Raw genomic sequence first — 24,811 nt, 5'->3', positions numbered from 1 at the left:
TTGCCTCGCGGGCACGGAGCGGACCCGGCTCTACGGTGCCCCGCGTGACCGCACCGGACCTCCCGCAGGTGACCCACGCCGGGGCCGCACGCGGCCGCGCGGCCGGCAACCGGGCGGGACGGCTCGGGCCCCGGGTGGTGCTGCGTGGTGCGTTCGTCGGGCTGGCGATGCTGGTGCTCGTCGTCCTGCTCGTCGGCTGCGGGAACGCCGCGCTGCCCGAAGCGCCGCCGACGTCCGGCCCGCCGGTCTCCGCCCCGCCGAGCACGGACCCGACGACCGCATCGCCCCCGCCCGTCCCGTCCGGTGCGCCCACCCCGGCCGGGGAGCCCGCGCGTCCCGCCCCCGCACCGACCGGCGGGGGCGACGGGACGCACGGGGCGCCGCCCCCTCCGCAGGCGGTGCCAGAACCCCGGGCGGAGCAGGACGTGCCGCTGTGGCCCGCGGGCGACACCGCGACCGCACAGCGGATGCAACAGCAGGCCGATCGCGGCGGTGACCCCTGGCTGCTCGACCCGCGAGAGGTCACGATCTCCTACGTCGGCGCCGAACTCGGCTACCGCGACCCCACGCTCACCGAGCTGGCCCCCGGTGTCCACGACGTCACCGACGGCCGGTCGCCGGCGAGGGCGACCGTCACGCTGGAACAGACCGTGCGCGAGGGCCCCGGCGGGATCTGGTTGGTCACCGCCGTCACCCGGCACTGAGCGCCGCGCCGGGCACCGGGCCCGCCGGCGTCGACCCGAGGGGACTACCCGGTGTCACCGGATCCGGCGACCTCGACGGCCGTCTCCCCGAGCCCGCCCGATCGTTGGACCCGCTGTGCCACTTCCGTATCGTGACGTGAACGACAGATGGCGCGAACGGGTGAATCCGCGTCGGATGTGCAGCGCCGGGGACCTTTCCGGCGATGTTCCCGGTGAGGCCGCGGCACACCACGGCGGTCCGGGGCACGGTTTCGGAGGGCGAGCGAGATGACCAGCGACTCGATCCAGCAGGACGTCTTCACCGTGCTGCACGGCCAGGCGTCCCCGATCGTGAGCCGCTGGGCGTTCCGCGCGGCCGACCCGTTCGCGATCTCGTTCTCCGTGCGCCGCTCCGCGGACCGCTGGATCGACTGGCTGGTCGCCCGCGACCTGGTCATCGAGGGGCTGACCACGCCGACCGGCATCGGTGACATCCGGATGGCGCCGCGGCGGGTCGACGGCTACGACGTCGTCGAGATCGAGATCCGCTCCGACGGCGGGTCCGCGGTCCTCGAGGTCGACCGTGACCTGCTCGCCCAGTTCGTGGAGGCGACGCTGGAGATCGTCGACCTCGGCGAGGAGAACGACCACCTCGATCTCGACGGCGCCATCGCCCGGCTCACCGGCAGCGCTGCCTGACCGGTAACGCGCTCAGCTGCGGTCCGGCCACTCCGGGTGGTTGTCGGCGTCCACTCGGCGTGCGCCGCGGCCTCGTCGGCCCGGTCGGCGTCCTCCGCCAGCTGGGCGCTGACCTCCGGGTCGCCGGCCGGCGACTCGTCGACCACCGGGACGAGCCGCTGGTCCGCCTCGTGCACGGCGGCCTCCTCCGCCCCGGCCGCCCCGCCGTCGATGCCGACGTCGTGCGCCGCACCGTCCACCGCGGGCCCGCCGTCGGGTGAGTCGGTCACGTTCACCAACCGGCCCGAACGGTCGGTGTCCGCCGTCGACAGCTCGTCCGGCACCTCCTTGGCGAGCCGCTCGTCGTGGGTCTCACCGGCCCTCTCCCCGGCCGGGGTGACGGCGTTGTCGTCGACCCCGTACGGCCGGTCCGGCGGCACGTAACCGGAGTCCAGCGGGTCGGCGTCCGAGGGGCCGGTCAGCGCCTCGTCGGTGTCGAGCTGCAATGCCGACGCCAGGTCCGGCGCCTCCGGCTGGAACTCGTTCTCGTCGCCTGCGGCCATGTGTTCCACGTCCTCCGGGTTTCGGATGTCGGCTCGGATGGTCCCTGCGGCTGTACCCGGGCACCGCGAGTGCCATGCGCACGCCGGGTGGGCGCTACCGTCCACTGACCTGATCAATCGCGATCCGCAGGAGAGGAGCCCGCCCGTGGCCGCCGAGTCCGGTGCCCCGCCGCTGCGTTCCGGTGACGCCACCCGACGGGCGCTGCTCGCGGCGGCCGCGGACCTGTTCGCCGAGCACGGCTACGACCGCACCCCGGTGCGGGCGATCGCCGAGCGCGCCGGGGTCAACCAGGCGCTGCTGTTCCGCTACTTCGGCAGCAAAGAGGCGCTGTTCGCCCGGGTCGCCGCGGAACGCGCGCTGGCGGTGCTGCACGGCGGCCCGCCCGAGGAGCTGCTCGAGCGCACGATCCGCTCGATCTTCGACAGCGGTACCGGTCCCGAGCACGATCTGTTCGGCTCGGTCGTCCGCTCGGCGGGCACCTCGGAGGCGGCGGCAGCGGTGCGGGTCGAGCTGCTGCTGGCCTGGCTGCTCGGGCTGAGCCTGGTGCACCCGGTGCTGCCGGACGGTTCCATCGGCCGCAGCACCACCGAGGACCTGCTGACGCACGTCCGGCGGACCGCGACCGCCCTGCTCGACGGCCCGCTCGACCGGTGAGCCGGCTCAGGGCCTGCCGGTCCGGCGCCTGCGGTGTCGCACCGCCCCGGCCAGACAACCGCCGACCGCGGCGGCGACGAACAGCATCTCCACGGCACCGCCCCACCGCGTCGCCGGCGTGACGTCGGTGCGCAGCGGCACCTGCTCGACGACCGTCGCCGCGGTGTACATCTCGGTGGAGCGGGCGACGCTGCCGTCCGGCCGCACCACCGCGCTGACCCCGCTCAGCGCCGGGACGACGACCGCCCGGCCGTGCTCGACGGCGCGCAGCCGGGCCATCGCGAGCTGCTGGTAGGTCATCTCCCCCGGCCCGTACCAGGCGTTGTCGGTGGGGACCACCAGCAGCTGAGCCCCCCGCCCGGCGGCCTCGCGCAGGACCCAGTCGTAGGCGACCTCGTAGCAGATCCCCACCCCCAGCCGGGTGTCCGCGAGATCGATCCGGCCCGGCCGGCCCCCGGCCAGCAGGTCCGGGACGTCGACGAACGGGGTGACCAGGCTGGCGATCGGCCGCAGCGGGATCCGCTCGGCGAACGGGACGAGCTCCTGCTTGGCGTACCGCTCCCCCGGGCCGGTCCGAGGGTCCCAGGCGACGACGGCGTTCTCGGTGCCGTCCGCGTGGCGGTACATGGCGCCGATCAGCGTGGGGACACCGAGATCGGCGACGGCGCGGTCGATCGCCGGGTCGGTGCCGTCGGTCCCGGTGGCCCCCTCCGGCCAGAGCACCAGGTCCGGTCGCGGGACGGTGCCCGCCCGGATCTCGTCCGCCAGCTCGGCGGTGACGGCCAGGTGGTTGCGGCGCAGCAGGTCCCGCGCGCCGAGCAGGCCGAGACCGAGGTCCGGTGCGTTGCCCTGCACGAGCGCGACGGTGCGCGTCCCGGCCTGCGCGTCGGCCGGCGGCGCGGGCACCCCGACGAGCGCGACCACCAGCAGCAGGACCGGTACCGCGCGCAGCAGGGTCGGGCGGGTGACCAGCGCCGCCGCCGTGAATCCGGTCGCGACCACCGCGAAGGTCACCAGCGGGGCACCGCCGAACGCGGCCAGCGGCAGGTACGGGCCCTCAGCCTGGCTGAACGCGACCCTGCCCCAGGGGAACCCGTTGAGCGGGATCCGGCCGCGCAGCGCCTCCTGCAGCACGAATGCCGCGGCCGCCCACAGCGGGGCGCCCGGCAGCCGGGACAGCAGCGGGACGACCGCGCCGAACGCAGCGGTGAACACCGCCATCAGCGCGGAGAGCCCGACCCACGGCGCCGGCCCGAACTCCTGGCCCAGGAAGTTCTCGATCCACACCAGATGCGGCAGGAAGAACGCCAGCCCGAAGACGAACCCGATCAGTGCGGCCCGGCGCACGGTCGTCCGCTGCAGCGCCCACCAGAGCAGGGCGAAGGCGATCGGTGCGGTCCACCACACCAGCCGGGGCGGGAACGCGAGGTGCAGCAGCACCCCCGCCGGGAGCGCCGCGGCGTGGCGCAGCGGGACGCTCCGCAGCGCGCGGAGGCGCTCCCTCGGTGTGCTGCGGCCCCCCGGGCCGTCCGCACGGCCGGTCACGACACCGCTCATCGCTCATCCGCTCCTCGCGATCGACGCCCCCATGATCCGGGACGCCGGGCCCGGACGACCGCACCGGGGGCCCGCATCACACACCGGCGAGCCGGCCCGTTGTCCCGCAGGCTAGACCGCGGGCCGGCCGGTGTGCCCCGCCCGTTCCGCCATCCGGTCCCGGTGCAGGAGCGCCGGCAGTACGGCCCCGGCGACGAGCACCGCCGTCGCGTACGCCACGACCAGTGTCCACGGCCGATCACCGTGATCACCGGCGAGCGGCGGGAGCAGTACCGCGAACACCCCGCAGACGGCGGCGATCCCGGTGCGGGCCCGCGTCGTCAGCGGGGACGCCGCCAGCGGGAGCACCGCCCACAGCAGGTACCAGGGGTGCAGCACCGGACCGAACAACACGATCAGCCCGAGCACGGCACCGCACGCCGGGACGGCGTCGATCCGGCCGCGCAGCTGGCGGTACAGAACGAAGGCGATCCCGGCGACGGTGAACACCGCTCCGGCGATCCGGCCCGCGGCGATGAGCGGGCCGGTGACGTCGGCACCGGCGAGTGCACCTGCGGCGAAGCCGGACCAGTTCGTCGGCGCCATCCAGCTCCACAGCGTGCCCGGGGTGCCGACCGAGCGTGTCCAGCCTAACCCGGCTCCGGTGAGCACCGACACCGCCGAGGCGACGGCGGCGAACGCGACCGCCATCCCGATCCCGGCCACCACGAACTGCCGCGCCGCACCGCCCCGGCGCCGTATCGATGTGGCACCCCGGCGCCGTGCCAGCGCCGTGCCGATCACCGCGAGCGCCGCCAGCACGGGCAGTTTCACCAGTGCCCCCAGCGAGACGAGCAGCACCCCGGCGCCGAGCCGCGCCCGTCCGATGCGCTCCCGCGACGCGTCGAGTGCCTCCAGCGCGAGCGCGGTGCCGGCGAACCCGAGCCCGAGCATCAGCGCGTCGTTGTGCACCCCGCCGACGAGGTGCAGCAGGACCAGCGGGTTGCCGGGGCCGAGCCACATCGCCACCGCGGGCGACGCGCCGGAGAGCGCGCAGAGCCGGGGCACCGCCGCCACCAGCAGCACCAGCCCGGCGACCGCGGCGAGTCGGTGCAGCGCGACACCGGCGACCGGGCCCCCGCCCGCGAGGGCGGCGACGATCCGTGCGGACGCGGTGAACAGCGGTCCGTACGGCGACGGCGCGTCCACCCAGTGCCCGTCCACCAACGCCCCGGGCCCCGAGGCGGTGCCGAGCGCCGCGCGCGGCCCGACGAGATGCGGATCGAGTCCGCGGTGCGCGATCTCGCCCTGGGCGAGGTAGCTGTAGACGTCGCGGCTGAACAGCGGTGGCGCGAACAGCAGCGGCGTCGCCCAGAGTGCGAGCGTCCGGACCGACCAGGCCACCGGCGGCGCCGCGCCGCGCAGCACCCGGCGCCCGACCATCGCCCACGCCAGCACCAGCAGACCGGTGCCGGTGACGCCCGCGGCCAGTACCGGGGCCGGTGCCGGGGCCGGTGCCGGGGGCGCGGTGGCGAGCACCGCCCACGCGCCGCCGGTCAGCAGCACAGCGCCGGCGAACCCGGTCCATCGCAGCGGGCCGGCTCGTGTCGTGTCGCTGCCCATGGACCTGCCGACCGCCGCGCTCAGCGGTCCTCGGCCCCCCGGCGCAGCAGGTAGGTGTCCATGATCCAGCCCTTCCGTTCGCGGGCCGCGGCGCGCACCTGCAGGATCTCGTCGCAGACCTCGTCCAGCGGACCGGCGACCAGCAGCTGGTCGGGGGTGCCGAGATAGGCGCCCCAGTAGACGTGGAGCTCGGCGCGCTGCCGCGGGGGGAGCGTCGCGAACGCGGTGCGGCCGTCGAGCATCACCACGACGTCGTCGACGTCGTCGGGCATCCCCTCGGCGATCCGACGGCCGGTGGTGATCAGGACCGGCCGTCCGACCCGGTTCAGGATCAGCCGGTGCGCTGCGGCCAGCGCGGCGACGCTGGAGATCCCGGCGATCGACTCCACCCGCCAGTCACCGCCGGGCGCGTCGGCCAGCACCCGGTCGAGCAACCGCAGCGTGCCGTCGTAGAGCGAGGGATCGCCCCAGACCAGGAACGCGCCGGTCTGCCCCTCGGCGAGCTCGGTCTCGAGCATCGTGCGGTACAGCTCGGCCCGCCGGTCCTGCCAGTCGACGACGACGTCGCGGTAGCGCGCGTCGTCGTGCACCACGTCCGCACCACGATTGCGGTCCACCTCCGGGGCGACGACGATCCGGTGTTCACCGTCCGGGCGGTGCCGGCGGAGGATCTCGGTGCGCAACGCGAGCAGGTCGTCCTTGGCTTCACCCTTGTCGATGACGAACACGACGTCGGTCCGCCGCAGGGCGTCGACCGCCTGGAGCGTGAGGTGCTCCGGGTCGCCCGCCCCGATCCCGATCACCAGCACCGTGCGCACGCGGTGACGGTAATCGACGGCCCCGCTGCGCCCGGCTCCTGTCCCCCGATACGCGCAGCGTCCCGGCCGTCACGGGTCGTCGTCACTCGGTAGTGTCGACCCCTCGCCGAGGTGACGTCCCCAGATCCGTCCCGGGAGGCAGAGGCACGATGAAGATCGGACACCTGGTCGAGTCGCTCGATCCGTGCGGTGTGTCGGCCGCGGTCGCCGACCTCGCGGCCGCCGGTCCGGCGGCCGGGTACGGCCTCGTCGTGGTCGCGCTGACGCCGTCCGCCCAGCCCGGGATCGCCGCCCGGCTCGACCGGACGGCCACCCCGGTCGTGGAACTGAATCTCGCTCCGTGGGATCCGCGGGCGGTGCCCCAGGTGCTGCGGGCCCTCCGCGAGCACGGGGTCGACGTGGTGCACACCCACGGGCTCCGGCCCGACGTCGTCGGTTCGGCCGCCGCGGCCCGGCTGCGGATCCCGGCCGTCTCGACGCTGCACCACATCCGCACCCAGCCCGCGGACCGCGGCGACCACCTGCGCCGGACGGCGAAGACACTGGCCCGCAAGCGCTTCGTCACCCGGACCATCGCGACGTCGATGCTGCAGCGGGACTGGTACCGGGCCGCCGCCGGATCGACGGCCGGGCTGTCGGTGATCCCGGACGGTGCCGCCGACCCCGGGACCGGGACCCCCGAGGCGGCCGCACGGTTCCGGCGCGGGCTGGGCGTCGCCGAGAACGAGGTCGTCGCGGCCTCGGTGGCCCCGATGCGGCGCGGGCAGGGACAGGACATGTTGCTCGACGCCGTCGCCGAACTCCCACCGGACGAGCCGGTGACGGTCGTGCTGGGCGGTGACGGTCCGCTCCGGCCGTGGCTGGAGTCGCGGGTGGCAGGTGACGAGCTGCTGTCCGGGCGGGTCGTGTTCCGCAAGGACATCGACCCGGTGGAGCTGCTGCAGGCCGCGGACGTGCAGCTGCACACCACCCGGCACGACACGATGCCGCGCCGGCTGGTCCTCGGGCACGGCACCGGGACGCCTGCGGTGGCCACCCGGGTCGGTGGGATCCCGGAGATCGTGACCCCCGAGACCGGCGCGTTGACGCCGGTCTCGGCGTCCCGGATCGCCGAGGAGCTGGTCCGGACGGTCCGTGACCCGCAGCTGCGGGCGCGCCGCGGCACCGCCGCGCGCGCACGTTTCCTGGAGCGGTTCGAGGACTCGGTGTGGGCCGAGGCGCTCGGCGCGGTCTACCGCAGCGCGCTCGGACTCGCCGGCGCCCCGGCCCCGGCCGAGCTGGACGCACCGGAACCGGTGCTGCCGCGACACGGGTCCGGCTAGCGCCGCACCACCGGATTCGTGAGGGCCCCGATCCCCTCGATCTCGACGGTCACCCGGTCCCCCGGGTTCATCGGCCCGACCCCGGCCGGGCTTCCGGTGAGCACGACGTCACCGGGTGCCAGCGTGATCCACCGGGTGACCCAGGCCAGGACGTGCGGCACGTCGAAGATCATCGCTCCGGTGTCGGACCGTTGCACGGTCTCCTCGCCGAGCCGGGTGGTCAGGGTCAGCGGCCCGGGCCCCGGATCGGTCTCGATCCACGGGCCGAGCGGGCAGAACGTGTCGGCGCTCTTCGCCCGGGTCCACTGCCCGTCGGCCCGCCAGTCGTCGGCGGTGACGTCGTTCGCGCAGGTCAGACCCAGGACGTACCGCATGGCATCGGACTCGTCCACGTCCCGGGCGAGAGTGCCGATCACCACCGCCAGCTCGCCCTCGTACTCCAGCCGGCTCACCTCCCGGGGGTGGCGCACCGGTTCCCCCGGTCCGACGACGGCGTTCGGGGCCTTCAGGAACAGCGCCGGACGGTCCGGCCAGGGCCGCCGCTTCTCCTCGAGCTGGCACGGATAGTTGCTGCCGACACAGACGATGGTGCGGGGTTCGCAGGGCGCGGTCAGCCGCAGCTCGTCGAGCCGCCCGGCGACCGCCCCCGGGCCGGTCGGGCCGAGCTCCCGCACGATCTCCCCCCTCGGGCCGAGTTCGATGCAACCGGTACGCACGGGTCCGCCGTCACCGTCGAACCGGACGATGCGCACCGGTCAGCCCCGCCCGCCGAGCGCCTCGCGCACCAGTTCGAGGGGATGCCACGCGGTCCGGCCGGCGCCGTGGAAGATCTGCTGACGGCAGGAGACGCCGGTGGCGGCGACCAGCGTGTCCGCGGGCTCCGCCTCGATCGCCGGGAACAGCCGGTCCCGGCCCACGTCCATCGAGGTCGTGTAGTGCTCGGCCTCGAAGCCGAACGAGCCGGCCATCCCGCAGCAGCCCGCATCGATCTCGGTGACGTCCAGGCCGGGGATCCGGCGCAGCAGCGCCAGCGTGGCGGCGGTACCGACCTCGGCCTTCTGGTGGCAGTGACCGTGGTAGACGACCCGCCGCCCGCTGAGCCCGGACCGCTCCGGCAGCACCAGCGATCCACCGTCGATCGCCTCGACCAGCAGCTCCTCGACCTGCCGGACCCGGACACCGACCTGTGCCGCGTCGGCGGCGTGCGCCGTGTCACCGAGCAGCGCGAGCGTCTCGTCGCGCAGCGTGAACACGCACGACGGCTCGCAGCCCACGATCGGCGATCCGTCCGGGGTGTCCCCGGCCAGCGAGGTCACCAGCCCGGACGCCTTGCGGCGGGCGTCGTCGAGCAGGCCCTTGGACAGGCTGGACCGGCCGCAGCAGCCCCCGCTCGCGAGCTGCACGGTCCAACCCGCGGCCTCGAGCAGCTCGATCGCGGCCCGGCCGATGTGCGGCTCGGTGTAGGTGGTGAACGAGTCGGCGAGCCAGGTGACGGTTCCGGCGCTCCCACCGGCCGGGTGCCGCCTGCGCTGCCAACGGACCAGGTCGTCACGCACGAACCGGGGCAGGGGCCGTGCCGCGGTGATCCCGACGGTGCGCTCCATGATCCGGCGCAGGAAGCCGATCCGGCCGGGCAGGTTGGACAGCGGCGCGGTCGCGGCGCCCAGCCGGTTCAGCGTCCGGATCGCCCCGAACACCCGCGACCGCAGCGGGGTGCCGTGCTGCGCGTGCTGCTGGTACAGGGCCTCGGCCTTCAGAGACGCCATGTCGACGCCCATCGGGCACTCGCTCTTGCAGGCCTTGCACATCAGGCAGAGGTCGAGGATCTCGTGCAGCCGCTCGTCGCCCAGCGCGGCGGCCGGGTCCGGCTCGGACAGCGCCTTCACCAGCGCGTTGGCCCGGCCCCGGGTGGAGTGCTCCTCGTTCAGTGTGACCTGGTACGACGGGCACATCACCCCGGCGGTGGTCTTGCGGCAGAGCCCGATGTTCATGCAGCGGTCGGCGGCGTCGCGCATGCCGGTGGCGGAGCCGGATCCGATCACCTCGAACGACAGCGCCGTGGTCAGCGGCGGGGCGGGCGGCAGGGCGTCCCGGTCGCGCAGGTTGTCGGTCATCGGTGGTGCGTCGACGATCTTCCCGGGGTTCAGCACCCCCGCCGGGTCGAACAACGCCTTGACCCGGCGCATCGCCTCGTACAGCTCGTCGCCGAAGATCTCCCGGTTGAACTCCGAGCGGGCCAGGCCGTCGCCGTGCTCAGAGGAGTTGACGCCGCCGTACTCGGCGACCAGATCCTTGATCTTCTCGGCGACCACCCGCATCGTCGCGACCTGCTCCGGGTCGGTGAGGTCGACGAACGGGCGGATGTGCAGGCAGCCGACGGAGCAGTGACCGTAGAATCCGGCCTCCAGTCCGTGCTCGTCGAGGATCGCGGCGAACCGCTCGGTGTAGGCGGCCAGGTGCTCGGGAGCGACCGCGGTGTCCTCGACGAACGCCAGCGGACGCCGGGTGCCCTCACCGGCCGCCATGAGCAGCCCGAGGCTGGACTTGCGGACCTTGAGCAGCGCGGCCTGTTCGGCCGGGGTGACCAGCCGCAGCGTGTGGTAGCCGTGCCCGTTGCGCTGCCACAGCTCGGTGAGCACGTCCAGCTTCGCGACCAGCTCCGGCTCGTCGTCCCCGGAGAACGAGACGAACAGCAGTGCCGCCGGGTCACCGACGAGATGATTCCCCAGGTCCGCGTACTCGATCTTGTTCCGGGACAGGTCGAGAATCGTCCGGTCCATCATCTCGACCTGGTGCGGACCGCAGCTCAACGCGTCCAGGGTGGCCGACACCGCACCGTGCACGGTCGCGAAGTGCCCCACCGCGTACACGGTCCGCTTCGGCTTCGGCACCAGGTCGACCACCGCCCGGGTCGCCACCACCAGCGTTCCCTCGGCGCCGACGACGAACTTCGCCAGGTCGAACGGGTTCGCCCCGCCGTAGCCAGCGAGCCGGTCCAGCCGGTAGCCGCAGGCCCGTCGCCAGAACAGGGGCATCCCGTCGGCGATCGCCTTCTCGTTCGCGTCGACCAGCGCCGGCAGCTCCCGGTAGATCCGGCCCTCCAGGGTGTCGGCCTGCGCACGCCGCAACCGCTCGGCCTCGTCGACCGGTTCGAGACGGGCGGTGGAACCGTCGGCGAGCACCACGTCGAGCGCGCGGATGTGGTCGATCGTCATCCCGAAGGTGAGCGAACCGCTGCCGGCGGAGTTGTTGCCGAGCATCCCGCCGATGGTGGCCCGGTTGCTGGTGGAGGTGTCCGGGCCGAACATCAGCCCGTGCGCTCCGGCGGCCAGGTTGAGCTGGTCCTGCACCACCCCGACCTCGACGACGGCGGTGCGGGCGGCCGGGTCGATCTCGACGATCCGGTTTAGGTGCCGGGAGGTGTCCAGCACGATGCCGGGGCCGACGGTCTGCCCGGCCAGGCTGGTCCCCGCGCCGCGCGGGACGACCGGCACGCCGAACTCGCCCGCGATCCGGACGGTCTCCGCGACGTCGTCGTGGGTACGCGGGAACACCACGCCCAGCGGCGTGATCGCGTACATGCTGGCGTCCCGGGAGAACAGATGACGGCTGTAGTCGTCGAACGCGACCTCCCCGGCCAGCCGGGAGCCCAGCGTCTGCTCCAGGTCGGGGGCGGCGGCGTGCGGGGTGGTGGTCGTGCCGGCGGTCAGCTCGGTGGTCATGCGGGGGCGTCCTCTCGCGGCGGTGCTTCTCCGACGTGGCGACCGGGTTCAGGCCTGCAGGAGCTCCAGCGCGGCGTCCAACCCTCGTCCGTCCACCTGGACCCCGGCCATGCGCAACCCCATCTGGACCCCGGCCAGGGTCCCGGCGAGTGTCAGGTCGTTGAACGCGCCCAGGTGCCCGATCCGGAAGACCCGCCCGGCCAGTCTGCCCAGCCCGGCGCCGAGCGACATGTCGAAGCGGTCCAGGATCACCGCGCGCACCTTGTCCGCGTCGACACCGTCGGGCACCAGCACCGCGGTCAGTGCGCCGGAGTACTCGCGCTCGTCGAGGGCGAGCACCTCCAGCCCCCAGCCACGGACCGCCGCCCGGGTGGCCTCGGCGTGCCGGGCGTGCCGGGCGAAGACGTTCTCCAGTCCCTCGGCGTGGAGCAGCCGCAGCGCCTCGCGCAGCCCGTAGAGCAGATTCGTGTTCGGGGTGTAGGGGAAGTAGCCGCGCTCGTTCGCCGCGAGCATGGGCCCCCAGTCCCAGAAGGTGCGGGGCAACCGGGCGGTGCGGGACGCGTCGAGCGCCTTGTCGCTGATCGCGTTGAAGCTCATCCCGGGCGGGAGCATGAGGCCCTTCTGCGACCCCGCGACGGTGACGTCGACGCCCCACTCGTCGTGCTGGTAGTCGATCGAGCCGAGCGACGAGATCGTGTCCACCAGGAGCAGCGCCGGGTGCCCGGTGGCGTCGATCGCCGCCCGGATCTCCGGGATCCGGCTGGTCACACCGGTGGAGGTCTCGTTGTGCACCACACAGACCGCCCGGATCCGGTGCGTGGAGTCGACGGCGAGCCGCTGCGCGAGCACCGCCGGATCGGCGCCGTGGCGCCAGTCACCGGGAACGACGTCGACCTCCAGTCCCAGGTTCCGGGCCATCTCCTGCCAGAGCGTGGCGAAGTGCCCGGTCTCGAAGGTGAGCACGGCGTCACCGGGGCTGAGCGTGTTGACCAGCGCCGCCTCCCAGGCACCGGTGCCGGTGGCCGGGTAAATGACGACCGGCCCGGTGGTGCCGAAGACCGGCCGGATGTCGCGCAACAGCTGAGCTCCGAGCTCTCCGAACTCGGGGCCGCGATGATCGATCGTGGGCGCCGACATCGCGCGGAGCACCGAGTCCGGCACGTTCGTCGGCCCCGGGATCTGCAGGAAGTGCCGGCCGGCTGCGTACGTCATGGGTTCCCCTCCGCTCGGCGCCCGCGGTTCCGTATCACGGAAACCGGGTCTCGCGGACAGACGGTATACCGTCTACAGTCTCCCGTCGAGACAGTGCTCGTCTCGGAACATCCCTGAACCCTGACTGCGTCAACGCCGACCACAGAGGATCACGATGTCCATCGAACTCATCACCGTCGTCGCCCTGGGCCTGGTGTTCCTGATAGCGACGGTCCTGCCGGTGCACATGGGGGCGCTGGCCTTCGTGGCGGCCTTCGTGGTCGGAACCGCGTTCGTCGGCGAGGACACCGACGACATCGTCGGAGGTTTTCCCGGGGACCTGTTCGTCATCCTGGTCGGGGTGACGTTCCTGTTCGCGATCGCGAAGGGGAACGGCACCGTGGACCGGCTCGTCCAGCTGGCGGTGCGCGCCGTGGGCGGCCGGATCGCGCTCATCCCGTGGGTGATGTTCGGCGTGACCGCCGTGCTCACCGCGGCGGGCGCGGTGGTCCCCGCGGCCGTCGCGATCATCGCCCCGATCGGGATGGGTTTCGCCCTGCGCTACCGGATCAACCCGATGCTGATGGGCCTGCTGATCATCAACGGGGCCAGCGCCGGTGGGTTCTCCCCGATCAGCATCTTCGGCAGCATCGTCAACGGCGTGGTCGGCCGCAACGGGCTGCCCAGCAACCCCGGTCTGCTGTTCGTGTCGTCGTTCATGTTCAACCTGGTGCTCAGCGTCGTGGTGTTCTTCCTCTTCGGTGGACGCGAGCTGCTGCGCCGCTCGGCGGAGAACACCGCCCTCGGCGGGGGTGGCCGGATCGCTGTCGCAGCGGAGCCCGCGACGTCGGTGGCACTGGGCGGTGGCGCCGTGGGGCACTCGCGGGCCGCGACCGCGACCGGTGGCAACCGTGGTGGCGGTGGCCGTGGCGGTGACACCGACGCGGGGGCCACCGACGGCGAGCCGGAGCACCTCCCGCTGGAGCGCGACCACATCCTGACCGTCCTCGGCCTGCTCTTCCTGGCCGTCGGGGCACTCGCCTTCGGTCTCGACGTGGGCTTCACCGCGCTGACGGTCGCGGTGGTGCTGTCGCTGATCTCGCCGACCTCGGCGAAGGCGGCGGTGGGTCAGGTCGCGTGGCCGACGGTGCTGTTGATCTGCGGGATCGTGACGTTCGTGGCCCTGATGGAACGGGTCGGCACGATCGACTGGCTCGGCAACATGGTGTCGCAGATCGGCGCGCCGCTGTTCGCCGCGATCCTGATCTGCCTGATCGGTGCCGTGGTCTCGGCCTTCGCCTCGACCACCGGCATCCTGGGCGCGCTCATCCCGCTCGCCGTGCCGTTCCTGCTGGGCGGTGAGATCGGTCCGATCGGACTGATCATCGCGCTGTCGATCTCCTCGTCGGTGGTGGACTCGTCGCCGTTCTCCACCAGCGGCGCGCTGGTGGTGGCGAACTCGCCGACGGAACAGACCGACCGGGTGTTCCGCGGCCTGATGATCTGGGGCTTCAGCATGTGCGTCGTGGCACCGCTGCTCAGCTGGCTGATCTTCGTCGTACCCGGCTGGGGCTGATCCGGCACACCCGGCGGCCGGCCCCGCCGGGTCGGCGACCCCGACGACCTGCGACGACCTGCGAGGAGCACGATGTCCGCACCGCCCGCGCCGGGCGGGCGTCCGCGCCCGCCGCACCGACGCCCGGGCCGCTCAGCCGCCGCGGCGCGCGGCGAGCCAGCTCTCCGACTCCGGGCTGCCCCCGTCGAGCTGGTCGACCACGCCGAGCAGGAACGATCCGTGGCCGTGCGCGGTCAAGGCACGCTGGACCGCATCCGGATCGCCGGCCTCGATGACCTCCAACAGCTCGCGGTGCCGCTCGACGTTGTCCAGCAGGCTCTCCCGGTCGCGCCGGGCGGTCCGGTTCAGCGCCATGCAGAGCTGCAGCTGCGAGGACAACGCGCGGTAGGCCTCGGTCAACCGGGAGTGCCCCGCGAGATCGACGACGGCGAGATGGAAGTCGAACTTGTGCTGCAGGAAGCGGCCCTCGTCGGCGGCGCGGGCGGTCTCCGAGAACGACCGCAGCGCGTCGTGGCAGCGGGCCAGCCGGGCGGGCGAGCGCACCGGGATCCCGAACCGGACGGCGATCGACTCCAGTTCCTCGCGCAGCGTCACGATCTCGTAGACGTCGTGCCTGCTCAGGGCGCGGACCGTGGCGCCGCGACGGGGATGGGAGACGACGAGGCCCTCGTGGCCCAGCCGCTGCAATGCCTCGCGCAGCGGCGGACGGGACACGCCGAGGCGTTCGGTGAGCCGCGCCTCGACCAGCCGCTCCCCCAGTGCGAGCTCGCCGGAGAAGATCATCGCCCGGATCGCGTCGGTGGCCAGATCGGCCATGCTCGGCGGGGCGACGATTCGCCCCGGCACTCCGGACTGCACCGCGGTCACGGTCACCACCTCGATTCCGACCCCACTCTGTATACCGTATAGCAGACCGTCACGGCGGCCCGCAGGAACCAGGAGCCCCCGCATGACGACCGATCCTCCCCCGACCGGGGTACTCGTGCTCGAGGTCGGCGCCTTCATGGCCGCCCCCTTCACGACCATGCAACTGGCGGACCTCGGCGCCCGGGTCGTCAAGATCGAGCCGCCCGGTGGCGACCCGACCCGCTCCGCGGGCCCGTTCCTGAACGGTGAGAGCTCCCCGTTCCTGCGGTTGAACCGGAACAAGGAGTCGGTCGTGCTGGATCTGAAGCAGCAGCGTGACCGGGCGGCGTTCCTCGCGCTGGCCGACCGGGCCGACGTCGTCGTGGGGAACCTGCGGCCCGGCGCGATGGACCGGCTCGGGCTGGACGCCGGGACGCTGCGCGGACGGCGTCCGGAGCTGGTCTACGCCTCGGCGTCGGGCTGGGGCCAGGACGGTCCGGCCGCGGGGCGCGCGGGGCTCGACATCCTGGCCCAGGCCGCGAGCGGGCTGATGAGCGTCACCGGCGGACCCGGCGGGGGCCCGGTCAAGGTCGGTGTCCCGGTCTGCGACCTGGTGACCGGGTTGTACGTGGCGCTCGCGGTGACCGCGGCGCTGCGCGAGCGGGACCGGTCCGGCAGCGGTCAGTACATCGACGTGTCGCTGCTGGAGTCCGGGGTCTCACTCGCCGTCTGGGAGGCCGGGATGTACTTCGGCGACGGCGAGGTACCCGTCCGGCACGGTTCGGCGCACCAGCGCTACGCGCCCTACCAGGCCGTCCGCACCGCCGACGGGTACGTGACCGTCGGCGCGAACACCGAGCGGTTGTGGGTGTCGCTGTGCGACGCGCTCGGGCTGGCCGCGCTGCGCGAGGCCCCGCGGTTCGCCGACAGCGCCTCCCGGATGGCCGCGCGCGACGAACTGGTGGAGTTGATCGAGCAGGTCACGACCGGGCTCTCGACGGACGCCGTGTGCACCGCCCCGGACGGGGTCGGCGTCCCGTGTGCGCCGATCGCCGGTTACGACGAGGTGTTCGACGATCCGGTGCTGCGCGAACGCGGGTTCTTCTGGGACGCCCCGCACCCCGGGCTCGGGCCGGTCCGCCAGCTCGGCTCGCCGATGCGCTTCTCCCGCACCCCGGCCCGCCGCGGTGACGCGGGGCCCCCGCTCGGCTCGGCGACCTCGGCGGTGCTCGGGGAACCGATGGCGCGCCCGGTCGGACCGACCGAGCACCCGGGCATCTGAACGCCCGGGGTGGGCCGGCGCGATGTGGCTCAGCGCCCATCGGGTGCGGTCAGCGGCGGACAGCTGCCGCCCTCGGCCAGCACCTGCCGCCGGGTCCGCAGGTAGAGGATCGGGCCACCGGCCAGACCACGCAGCTTCCGCACCGCCGCACCGTCGGGCAGTGCGACGGTCTCGTGACGGCGCTGCCCCGCGTCCGGGGGCGTCCCCGCCGCGCCGGACGCACCCGCCGGGGTGGCCGCCCCGGCACCCGGACCGGCATCCGAGCCCCCACCGGCGCGGGCCGCGGCCGCTGCGCGAGCGGTGGCGCCGGGATCCGGGCCGTCCGCTGCAGCACCGGCCGACTCGCGACGGACGATCTCGCGCAGCCGGGCTATCGCGGCCGGGAACCGGCGCAGCGCGAGCCGGCGGGCCGGCCCGTCCAGCGCGACCTTCCCCAGGAACGCGCCGAGCCCGAGCGCGTAGCCCCCGAGCTGATCACGCAGCTCGCCGTCGGACGGGCGGTGGTGGTGCCACACGTAGGCGGCGGGCAAGTAGGCGAGCGTGCCGCCGTCCAGCACGATCCGGACCAGCAGCTCGATGTCCTCGCCACCGCGGGTGGGCCGGCCGGGGCCGAGTGCCTCGTCGAAGCCACCCAGCTCGCGGACCCGCCGGGCCCGCACGGCGAGGTTGGCGCCGATCCCGAACAGGCCCGGGGAGAAGGGGAACACCGCCGAGTCCGCCGGCGGGTCCTCGAGCCGGAACCGGCGCGGGGAGAACCCCTTGTTCCAGGCCAGCGCGACGTCCGCGGCCCGCTCCTGCGGGGTGTCCAGCCGGGCGGCCAGCACCGGTCCGCTGAGCCCGGTGAGCCCGGGATCGGTGGCGAAGGCACCCGCGATCCGGGAGGCCCAGTGCCGGTCGGGCTCGGTGTCGTCGTCGGTGAAGGCGACGACCTCGGTCCGCGCCTCGGCCAGTCCCCGGTTGCGGCCGACAGACACGCCACGGCGGCGTTCGTGGACGTAGCGCACCCGCTCGTCGCCGAGCGCGGTGACCACGTCCCGGGTGCGGCCGTCCGGCGGGTCGTTGTCGACGACCAGCACGGTCACCCGCGCGTGGTCGCCGGCCAGGATCGCGGCGAGACAGCGGCGCACGCTGTCCGGGCGACCACGGGTGGCGACGACGACGGTGATCGGATCGTCGGAGGTGGGGGGCGGCTCGGGCGGGGTGGCGGCGACGACCGCGGCGGTGGCCCGGTCGATGTCCTCGGCACCGGCCCGGCCCCCGGTGAGCGGGACGTCGACCTGGCCGACGGGCAGGCCGGCGTCGGTGACCAGCAGCCGGGCGGCGGTGAAGCGCGGGGGAACGTTCAGGCCCGCCCCGGGCGGCCCGTCCGGGGCACGCCGGTGGGCGGTCTCCCCGACCCAGATCGGGCCGGGTGGTCGGTCCGGCACTGCGGGGACCTCCGGTGTGAGTGTCGACATGCGGTGGTGGTGGGTTCGTACCGGATGCCCGGTCCCGTTCACCTCACCGGCACCGCCGGACGCGGGCGGTGCCGGCACGGCGTCCCGCGCGAGGTTCAGTCGTGGCCGCTCCGGTGTCCGTTTCGCCCGGCGCAGGACCCCGGCCGCCGACCCGATCGTGGCAGAGCACCCGGCCCGGTGCCGTCGCACGCTCACCGGCGGCCCGGGCGGCCGTGTGAGCGGTAGCCCTGCGCCGTCCGGCCCACCGGTCGATCCGGCACCCGCACCGTCACCCACTCGCACCGACCGTTCGTCGCAGAAACCACCTCCGAGACCTCGAACGGCGCAGTGCGCCCACCGTTCGGCGGCAGTTCTGCGCGTGAATCGCGCAGGAACCGCCGCTCGTCGCACATCCGGCGGGGCTGACAGGCATGTGAGTCACGGAGCGGTTACGGTCCTTCGTGCTGGTCGACGCAACGTCGGCTGGTGCGCCTGGTCGGCCGTCCGAACCCCGCCTGCCGACACTCCCCCTGGCGCCCATCCAGCACGCGGCGGGGGCGGGCAGGTCCGGCTCGACGCCGGTTCCGGCAGTGTCCGCAGCGGCGGCGAGGAACCACGAATGACCACTGCACTGAATCCGGTCGAGACCCCCGCGACCGAGCTCCCCGACATCGGTACCCCACGTCGTCGTCGCGACCGTGACGCCGGCGCCGGCATCTCCGCGGCCGAGCTGCTGTCCCGCTACGCGGAGGCCGGGTTCGACACCCCCACCTCCGGTGGCCGCCGGGCCGCCCGGGCCGCCCGGACCGGCGCCTTCGGCCCGGCCATCGAGCAGATCGACACCCCGGCGACCGGGTTCCCCGTGGCTCCCCTCCCCGGCGCCGACGACTCGATCGTCTCCCGGGACCTCCCGGCGGGCGTCACGTCGCGGTCCGCGATCGGCCTGGTGAGCGGCACCTCCGACACCGGTCCGTTCGGTCGCAACCCGCGTGCGGTGGCCGCCACGATGTCCGCGACGCTCGTCGGGGCCACGGCGGTGATGGGGGTCGTGACAGCGATCAGCGCCCCCGACGACCAGGCCGCGGAGGAGCACTCCGCCGGGGTGGGTCTCGCGGGGGTCAACAACGAGGCGACGATGACGCTGTCGCTGCCCGCCGCGGGCTCCGAGCAGGGCGGCGCCGGGACCAGCGAGGCGGCGACCACCCTCGGGAACGGGCTGGAGCAGGCCACCGCAGCGGTGCCGCAGGCGTTCGAGCAGGCCGACGCGGCGCGGATCGCCGCGGTCGCCCAGCAGGAGGCGGAGGAGCGCGCCGAGCGGGAGCGGGCCCGCGCCGGGGAGCGGGCGGCGAACAACGCGGGCCGGGGCGCCGGATCGGGCGCCGGTGACGTCGTCGGCGACCTGAGCGGGTCCGCCACCGGCCTCCAGGCGCTCGCCACCGCGAAGACCGCCCTCGGCGCCCCCTACAAGTGGGGTGCCACCGGCCCGAACGCCTTCGACTGCTCGGGTCTGATGGTGTGGGCCTTCGAGCAGGCCGGCATCGACCTGCCGCGGACGTCCAGCGCCCAGTCGCAGATGGGCGGCCAGTCGGTCTCCAAGAGCCAGCTGAAGCCCGGTGACATGGTGTTCTTCTACTCGCCGGTCAGCCACGTCGGCATCTACGCCGGCAACGGCAAGATCCTGCACGCGTCGACCAGCGGTGAGCCGGTCAAGTACTCCGACATCGACGCGATGCCGTTCCACAACGCGATCCGGGTCTGACCGGGCACGACGCGACGTGGTGGGGCCGGCCCCTGGGGAGGGGCCGGCCCGACCGGCGTCTCCGGTCCTCCGTGGGCCCGGGCAGGAACCGCGGTTCCGGCCCGGCCGCGGTTCCGGAAGCTCGCCGCGATCGTGACCGTTCAGCCCTCCGCGGCGGCCAGTGCGCGGTCGTGGGCGGCGCGCAGCCTGCGGTAGACCGGGCTGGCCCCCAGCAGCTCCTCGTGACTGCCGACGCCGTCCACCCGCCCCTGGTCGAGGACGACGATCTGATCGACGTCACGGACGGTGTCGAGCCGGTGGGCGATCACGATCACCGTGCGGCCCGCGGCCAGCGAGCCGATCGCCTGCTGGATCCGGGCCTCGGTGTCCGGGTCGACCGATGCCACCGCCTCGTCGAGGACCAGGACCGGCGAGTCCTTGAGCAGCGCGCGGGCGATCGAGAGCCGCTGACGCTGACCGCCGGACAGGCTCGTCCCACCCTCCCCCACGACGGTGTCCAGTCCGTCCGGCAGTGCCGCCACGAACTCGGTGCACTGTGCGGCGTCCAGGGCCCGGGCGATCTCCTGGTCCGTGGCGTCGGGGCGGCCGAGGGTGACGTTGAAGCGCACGGACCGGTCGAAGAGGTAGACGTCCTGGTACACCGACGTCACCGTCGCCAGCACCGACATCGAACCCAGCTCGCGGACGTCGACCCCGCCGATCGCCACACTGCCCGAGTCGACGTCCCAGAACCGCGACACCAGGTTCGCCACCGTCGACTTGCCCGAACCGGACGGCCCCACCAACGCGGTGACGGTGCCCGGCTCGGCGGTGAAGGAGACCCCGCGCAGGGTCTGCTCCCCCGCGACGTAGCTGAACTCGACGTCGCGGAACTCCACCGACGCGGTCGCCGGGGTCCTCGGCTCCGCCGGCTCCGGGAGCACCGGTGCCTCCCAGACCTCGGCGATCCGCCGGGCGATCTGCTGCTGGTTGCGGCGGTATCCCGCGAGCGCGTTGAGCTCCTGCAGCGGCTGGTAGAGCACCAGCGACAGCACCAGGAACAACAGCAGCGTGGTCGCCGAGAGCGAGGCCGGGTAGAGGGCCGTGCCGAGCAGGATGAGCAGCACCGACCCGAGCTCGAGCGAGATCGACGCCAGCGCCACCGACGGGGTCGCCCGCACCGACATGGCCACGCTCGCCGCACGGAGCTCCTCGACCGCGACCCCGTAACGGCGCGCGGGGGCGGAGTCGGGGTAGGCCCGCAGCACCGCGGCGCCGCGGACGTTCTCCAGCAGTCGTGAGGTGGTGCGGGTCCGCACCTCGTGCAACGGTCCGAACACGGCCCGGTAGATCCGGTCCGATACGGCCGTCAGCAGCAGGAACAACGGGAGCCCCGCGAGTGCGGCCAGTGCCAGGCGCCAGTCCAGGACGAACAGCAGCACGGCGGCGAGGACCGGCTGGACGAGGCCGCCCAGCAGCTGCTGCGGGGTGTTCTGGAAGTCCAGCATCACGACGTCGTTGTTCACCATCGTGGACATCCGGCCGCTGTCGAACCGGGACAGCAGGCCGAGCGGCATCATCCGCAGGCGGTCCAGGATGGACAGCGACACGTCGGCCTTGGCCTGGTTCGCCACGGCCCAGACGACCTGGTTGGCGCGTTCGATCGCCACGACCCGCAGCACCATGAACAGGACGAGGTAACCGGTCAGCCCCCACACGACCGCGTCGCTCAGGTCCCCGACCACCGCCTGGCGCAGGGTGAGGAAGATGGCGACCACGGGGGCGCCGCGGACCAGTCCCTCCAGGACCAACCGCAACGTCCCCTGGCGGGCGAGCCGGCCCCAGCCCCGGCCGACGAGTGTCCGCCACTGCCGGAAGAAGCCCATCCGCCCCAGCCCCGGGGTGATGATCGAGGCCGCGGCGCGCGACCACTCCTCACCCGGGTCATCGCTCCGGCGGACGGTAGCCGGGAGCGTGTCCGGGACCTGCGGGGGTGCGGCGGCGGATGTCGCCGAGCCCAGGGTCCAGCCGGTGGTCGACCGGTACGCGTCCCACATCGTCCGGTACCGCGGGGATCGTTCGAGCAGCTCGGCGTGGGTACCCTGGTCCAGGATGCGCCCGTGCTCGAGGAGCACGAGCCGGTCGGCGTGCACCACCGATCCCAGCCGGTGGGCGATCACGATCACGGTCCGGTCCCGGGCCAGCTCGCGCACGGCTGCGCCGGCGGCCTCCTCGTTCTCGGCGTCGAGGAAGGCCGTCGCCTCGTCGAGCACCACGACCGGGGAGTCCTTGAGCAGGGCCCGCGCGATCGAGATCCGCTGCCGCTGCCCACCGGACAATCTGCCCCCGCCGGATCCGAGCACCGTGTGCCAGCCCTGTGGGAGCCCGTCGGCGAACTCGTCGACCCGGGCCCGGACGCCCGCGGCCCGGACCTCCTCGTCGGTGGCCCCCGGCCGGCCGATCCGGATGTTCTCCAGCACGGTGTCGTCGAACAGGTAGTCGTCCTGCTGGACGAGGGCCACCTGGCGCATCAGCTCGGCCGGGTCGACCTCACGCACGTCGATCCCGCCGACCCGCACCGCGCCCTCGTCGACGTCCCAGAACCGGGCGACCAGGCGGGCCAGGGTCGACTTCCCGGCACCGGTCTCACCGACCAGCGCGACGAAGGAGCCGGGGGTGATCTCCAGATCGATGCCGGAGACCACCTTCTGCTCGCCGTAACCGAAACCGACCCCGTCGAACTCGACCCGCATGCCCCCGGGCTCCCGGACGGGGGTGCGCGGCTCGGCGGGCACCGGCAACAGTGGCTCGGCAAGGATCTCGGAGATGCTGCCCGTGGCCATCTGCAGCCGGGTCGTCAGGGTGGCCAGGGTCAGGATGAGCCCGAACAGCGGCGCCGCGTAGCCGAGCCCGATCAGCAGGAACAGCACCAGGGTCGGCAGCTCGATCGAACCGTGCACGTACAGCAGGCCCGCGGTGGGCAGCAGCGCGGCGATCGGGAGCGCGGTGACGCCGGTCAACAGTGCGGCGAACCAGCGGACCGGTGAGCGCAGCAGCCCGTCGGCGGCGTCGCGGAACGCCGCGACCGCCTCACGTGCCTGGTGGTAACCGGTGTCCGGGCGCAGGAACCCCCGGATCACCCGCATGCCCTGCAGGTAGGACAGCACCGCGCGGTTCATCGCGCCGAGCGTCTCGTACTGGGCCGCGTTGTTCTTCTGGGCCGCGGCCATGCCGGCCGCGCCGACCACGACGGCCAGCACGAGGGCGACCAGGGTCACGAGCGCGAGCCGCCAGTCCACGGCGAACAGCACCGCCGTGGTGGCCAGGGGCACCGCGGCCGCGGCCGCGGCGTCCGGCACGCCGTGGGCGAACGCTTCCTCCAGCTGCTCGACGTCGTCCTGCAGCACCTTCTTCAGCTCACCGGGCGAGCGCGACTGGACCCGCCCCAGCGGCATCCCGCGCAACCGGGCCATCAGCTCGACCCGCAGGTCCGCGAGCACCCGGTAGGCCGCGACGTGTGCCACGTGGGTCGCCAACCCGGCGGCCACGGCCCGCACGACCAGCGCGATCGCCGCACCCACGGCCACCGTGACGAGGTACCCGCGGTCCGCCGGGCCGTCCCCGGCGAAGAGTTCGGCGGCCACCAGATAGACCGCGACGTACGGCGCAAGGCCGGCCGCCGCCCCGATCACCGAGAGCACGGCGGCCACGACGAACGCCAGGCGTCTGCGCCGGGTGATCCCTCCGACGGTCGGGGAGTTACGGGGATCCGCGCCGGCCGCCGCCGACGGCTCGGCGGCGGGCTCCTCCCCCGAGCGGCTGCGGTTCTCGACGACGGTCACGACGGGTCCTTCCCGGAGTGCCCACGGCCTCCAGATCGGCGACTGGAACGGCGGAGACCGCCGACGGGTGTTATTAGTACACACTTGGTGACTTTTATGGAAGCCCCGACGGACGCCTCCCGGCCCGGTCTCGTCCACATGGGCCACCCCGCTGGACCGCGCGGTCGAGCGACCAGGCTCAACAGCCGATCCTGCTTCACGATCCGGTCTCGATACCGCCTGTCGACCCCGGGTCAGGTTGACGAGCAGCATCAGATCGGTCGACGTTGGTCAGGTGAGCCTAACCTCTTGTTCATACCTGTTACGGGCAGTCGCCGGCGCCGTGGCCGCCGTTTCGGCGCTCCTCCTCACCGGCTGCGGTGGAACGGTGCCGGCCGTGCCCGCCGCGCCTGATGCCGATGCGGGGGGATCGTTCCCCGTCACGGTGGCCCACGCGCTCGGCGAGACCGTCGTCCCCGGCGAGCCCCAGCGGGTGGTGACGTTGGGGCCCCAGAGCTTGGACACGGTCCTGGCACTCGGGGTCCAGCCGGCCGGTGCGGTGCTCCCCTTCTACACACAGGAGCCGCTCCCCTGGCAGCAACCGCACCTCGACGATGCGACCACGCTGATCCCCGGGGCGCCCGACTTCACGCCGAACTACGAGGCCATCGCGGCACTCGATCCCGACCTGATCGTGGGCCCCGACCTGTTCACGATGCCGGACGCCTACTCGCAGCTCAGCGAGATCGCACCGACGGTCGCCTATGCCGAGAACCCGCAGACCGATGACTGGGAGACCACGACCCGCCTGGTGGGGACGGCCCTGGGCAGGACCGCGGACACCGACCGGTTGCTCGCCGAACTCGACACCGAGGTGACCGCCACCCGCGACGCCCACCCGGGAGCGGCGGGCCGTACCTGGAGCCTGTCGGTCGCCACCGGTCCGGACGGCCTCGGCGTGCTCGTCAACCCCCAGGACCCGCTCGCGGTGCTGCTGGGCGAGCTCGGTCTGCGCCAACCGGAGGGGGTCACCTCCCTGGAGGCCGGCCCGGGCGGTGTCGCACCGATCAGCCTGGAGCAGGTGCGTGCCGTCGAGGCCGACCTGATGATCGTCGTCCACCCCGCACCGGACGTACAGGAGGCGCTGGAGGGCAACCCGCTGTTCGCCGGGATCCCCGCCGTGGGCGGCCCCGGTTACCTCGGGGTCGACCTGGTGACCGGTACGGGACTTCGCACCCCCAGTCTGCTCGCCCTGCCCTGGTCGCTGGACCAGCTCGACCCGGCCCTGGCGGCGATCGCCGAGGGCTGAGACCGGGTACGG

General features: G+C 73.7%; 17 protein-coding genes and 1 pseudogene. 8 read left to right on the top strand and 10 right to left on the bottom strand.

Annotated elements, in window-relative coordinates; genetic code table 11:
* The first annotated feature begins 44 nt into the window (after nucleotides 1–44).
* Nucleotides 45–704: a hypothetical protein gene (locus AB0J24_RS16380; protein WP_358681781.1), complete on the top strand. Its 660-nt coding sequence runs from the start codon at nucleotides 45–47 to the stop codon at nucleotides 702–704.
* A 267-nt stretch (nucleotides 705–971) separates the two neighbouring features.
* Nucleotides 972–1,382, top strand: a complete 411-nt coding sequence (locus AB0J24_RS16375) for an SsgA family sporulation/cell division regulator (protein WP_358681778.1) — start codon at nucleotides 972–974, stop codon at nucleotides 1,380–1,382.
* A 173-nt stretch (nucleotides 1,383–1,555) separates the two neighbouring features.
* On the opposite strand, the pseudogene AB0J24_RS16370 reads toward AB0J24_RS16375, so the two are convergent.
* A pseudogene (locus tag AB0J24_RS16370) lies at nucleotides 1,556–1,924 on the bottom strand (DUF5709 domain-containing protein); the annotation flags it as partial.
* A gap of 145 nt (nucleotides 1,925–2,069) precedes the next feature.
* Between AB0J24_RS16370 and AB0J24_RS16365 the strand changes: the two are divergent.
* Nucleotides 2,070–2,579, top strand: coding sequence for a helix-turn-helix domain-containing protein (locus tag AB0J24_RS16365; RefSeq protein ID WP_358681775.1), 510 nt, complete (start codon nucleotides 2,070–2,072; stop codon nucleotides 2,577–2,579).
* Between the two features lie 6 nt (nucleotides 2,580–2,585).
* Here AB0J24_RS16365 and lnt read toward each other — a convergent pair whose 3' ends face one another.
* The 3 genes from lnt to cobF all read right to left on the bottom strand — a co-directional run bounded on the left by lnt (nucleotide 2,586) and on the right by cobF (nucleotide 6,556).
* Nucleotides 2,586–4,136: an apolipoprotein N-acyltransferase gene (lnt, locus tag AB0J24_RS16360; protein ID WP_358681772.1), complete on the bottom strand. Its 1,551-nt coding sequence runs from the start codon at nucleotides 4,134–4,136 to the stop codon at nucleotides 2,586–2,588.
* Between the two features lie 111 nt (nucleotides 4,137–4,247).
* Complete coding sequence (gene mptB, locus AB0J24_RS16355; protein ID WP_358681770.1) at nucleotides 4,248–5,738, bottom strand: polyprenol phosphomannose-dependent alpha 1,6 mannosyltransferase MptB; 1,491 nt, start codon at nucleotides 5,736–5,738, stop codon at nucleotides 4,248–4,250.
* 20 nt (nucleotides 5,739–5,758) lie between these two features.
* On the bottom strand, nucleotides 5,759–6,556 hold the full coding sequence (cobF, locus tag AB0J24_RS16350) for a precorrin-6A synthase (deacetylating) (RefSeq protein WP_358681767.1): 798 nt from the start codon (nucleotides 6,554–6,556) through the stop codon (nucleotides 5,759–5,761).
* 149 nt (nucleotides 6,557–6,705) lie between these two features.
* Between cobF and AB0J24_RS16345 the strand changes: the two genes are divergently transcribed.
* Nucleotides 6,706–7,878, top strand: a complete 1,173-nt coding sequence (locus AB0J24_RS16345; protein WP_358681765.1) for a glycosyltransferase family 4 protein — start codon at nucleotides 6,706–6,708, stop codon at nucleotides 7,876–7,878.
* Here AB0J24_RS16345 and AB0J24_RS16340 read toward each other — a convergent pair.
* The 3 genes from AB0J24_RS16340 to AB0J24_RS16330 are packed head-to-tail and all read right to left on the bottom strand — an operon-like array spanning nucleotide 7,875 to nucleotide 12,812.
* Complete coding sequence (locus tag AB0J24_RS16340) at nucleotides 7,875–8,630, bottom strand: fumarylacetoacetate hydrolase family protein (RefSeq protein WP_358681762.1); 756 nt, start codon at nucleotides 8,628–8,630, stop codon at nucleotides 7,875–7,877. The two genes, AB0J24_RS16345 and AB0J24_RS16340, sit on opposite strands and share 4 nt — an antisense overlap.
* A 3-nt stretch (nucleotides 8,631–8,633) precedes the next feature.
* Entirely contained in the window at nucleotides 8,634–11,600 is a 2,967-nt protein-coding gene (locus AB0J24_RS16335) for an FAD-linked oxidase C-terminal domain-containing protein (RefSeq protein WP_358681759.1), read from the bottom strand.
* 48 nt (nucleotides 11,601–11,648) lie between these two features.
* A complete protein-coding gene (locus AB0J24_RS16330) occupies nucleotides 11,649–12,812 on the bottom strand; it encodes an aminotransferase class V-fold PLP-dependent enzyme (protein ID WP_358681756.1) in 1,164 nt (387 codons plus the stop codon).
* A gap of 154 nt (nucleotides 12,813–12,966) precedes the next feature.
* Between AB0J24_RS16330 and AB0J24_RS16325 the strand changes: the two genes are divergently transcribed.
* Nucleotides 12,967–14,367 carry an SLC13 family permease gene (locus AB0J24_RS16325; protein WP_358681753.1) on the top strand — a complete coding sequence of 467 codons (1,401 nt, stop codon included), beginning with the start codon at nucleotides 12,967–12,969 and terminating at the stop codon, nucleotides 14,365–14,367.
* Between the two features lie 132 nt (nucleotides 14,368–14,499).
* On the opposite strand, the gene AB0J24_RS16320 is transcribed toward AB0J24_RS16325, so the two are convergent.
* Nucleotides 14,500–15,234: a GntR family transcriptional regulator gene (locus AB0J24_RS16320; protein WP_358681750.1), complete on the bottom strand. Its 735-nt coding sequence runs from the start codon at nucleotides 15,232–15,234 to the stop codon at nucleotides 14,500–14,502.
* Between the two features lie 82 nt (nucleotides 15,235–15,316).
* Here AB0J24_RS16320 and AB0J24_RS16315 point away from each other — a divergent pair, with 82 nt between their 5' ends.
* Nucleotides 15,317–16,495, top strand: a complete 1,179-nt coding sequence (locus tag AB0J24_RS16315) for a CoA transferase (protein ID WP_358681747.1) — start codon at nucleotides 15,317–15,319, stop codon at nucleotides 16,493–16,495.
* A 29-nt stretch (nucleotides 16,496–16,524) separates the two neighbouring features.
* Here the strand turns inward: AB0J24_RS16315 and AB0J24_RS16310 are convergent, their stop codons facing one another.
* A complete protein-coding gene (locus AB0J24_RS16310; RefSeq protein WP_358681744.1) occupies nucleotides 16,525–17,952 on the bottom strand; it encodes a glycosyltransferase in 1,428 nt (475 codons plus the stop codon).
* 598 nt (nucleotides 17,953–18,550) lie between these two features.
* Between AB0J24_RS16310 and AB0J24_RS16305 the strand changes: the two genes are divergently transcribed.
* Nucleotides 18,551–19,690: an NlpC/P60 family protein gene (locus AB0J24_RS16305; protein WP_358681741.1), complete on the top strand. Its 1,140-nt coding sequence runs from the start codon at nucleotides 18,551–18,553 to the stop codon at nucleotides 19,688–19,690.
* Between the two features lie 140 nt (nucleotides 19,691–19,830).
* On the opposite strand, the gene AB0J24_RS16300 is transcribed toward AB0J24_RS16305, so the two are convergent.
* A complete protein-coding gene (locus tag AB0J24_RS16300; protein WP_358681738.1) occupies nucleotides 19,831–23,511 on the bottom strand; it encodes an ABC transporter ATP-binding protein in 3,681 nt (1,226 codons plus the stop codon).
* Nucleotides 23,512–23,887: 376 nt separating this feature from the next.
* On the opposite strand from AB0J24_RS16300, the gene AB0J24_RS16295 reads away from it, so the two are divergent.
* Nucleotides 23,888–24,799 carry an ABC transporter substrate-binding protein gene (locus AB0J24_RS16295; protein ID WP_358681735.1) on the top strand — a complete coding sequence of 304 codons (912 nt, stop codon included), beginning with the start codon at nucleotides 23,888–23,890 and terminating at the stop codon, nucleotides 24,797–24,799.
* Nucleotides 24,800–24,811: the final 12 nt, after the last annotated feature.

The sequence above is a fragment of the Pseudonocardia sp. NPDC049635 genome, from assembly GCF_040659795.1.
In the GTDB taxonomy this organism is placed as follows: domain Bacteria; phylum Actinomycetota; class Actinomycetes; order Mycobacteriales; family Pseudonocardiaceae; genus Pseudonocardia.
Note: the sequence above shows the minus strand (reverse complement) of the source record. Positions and strands in the feature narration are given on the sequence as shown.

Excerpts from the sequence above, each read along its gene's own strand:
- AB0J24_RS16375 (WP_358681778.1), top strand. The coding sequence starts at position 972 with ATGACCAGCGACTCGATCCAGCAGGACGTCTTCACCGTGCTGCACGGC.
- lnt (WP_358681772.1), bottom strand. The coding sequence starts at position 4,136 with ATGAGCGGTGTCGTGACCGGCCGTGCGGACGGCCCGGGGGGCCGCAGC.
- mptB (WP_358681770.1), bottom strand. The coding sequence starts at position 5,738 with ATGGGCAGCGACACGACACGAGCCGGCCCGCTGCGATGGACCGGGTTC.
- AB0J24_RS16345 (WP_358681765.1), top strand. The coding sequence starts at position 6,706 with ATGAAGATCGGACACCTGGTCGAGTCGCTCGATCCGTGCGGTGTGTCG.
- AB0J24_RS16335 (WP_358681759.1), bottom strand. The coding sequence starts at position 11,600 with ATGACCACCGAGCTGACCGCCGGCACGACCACCACCCCGCACGCCGCC.
- AB0J24_RS16330 (WP_358681756.1), bottom strand. The coding sequence starts at position 12,812 with ATGACGTACGCAGCCGGCCGGCACTTCCTGCAGATCCCGGGGCCGACG.
- AB0J24_RS16325 (WP_358681753.1), top strand. The coding sequence starts at position 12,967 with ATGTCCATCGAACTCATCACCGTCGTCGCCCTGGGCCTGGTGTTCCTG.
- AB0J24_RS16315 (WP_358681747.1), top strand. The coding sequence starts at position 15,317 with ATGACGACCGATCCTCCCCCGACCGGGGTACTCGTGCTCGAGGTCGGC.
- AB0J24_RS16310 (WP_358681744.1), bottom strand. The coding sequence starts at position 17,952 with ATGTCGACACTCACACCGGAGGTCCCCGCAGTGCCGGACCGACCACCC.
- AB0J24_RS16305 (WP_358681741.1), top strand. The coding sequence starts at position 18,551 with ATGACCACTGCACTGAATCCGGTCGAGACCCCCGCGACCGAGCTCCCC.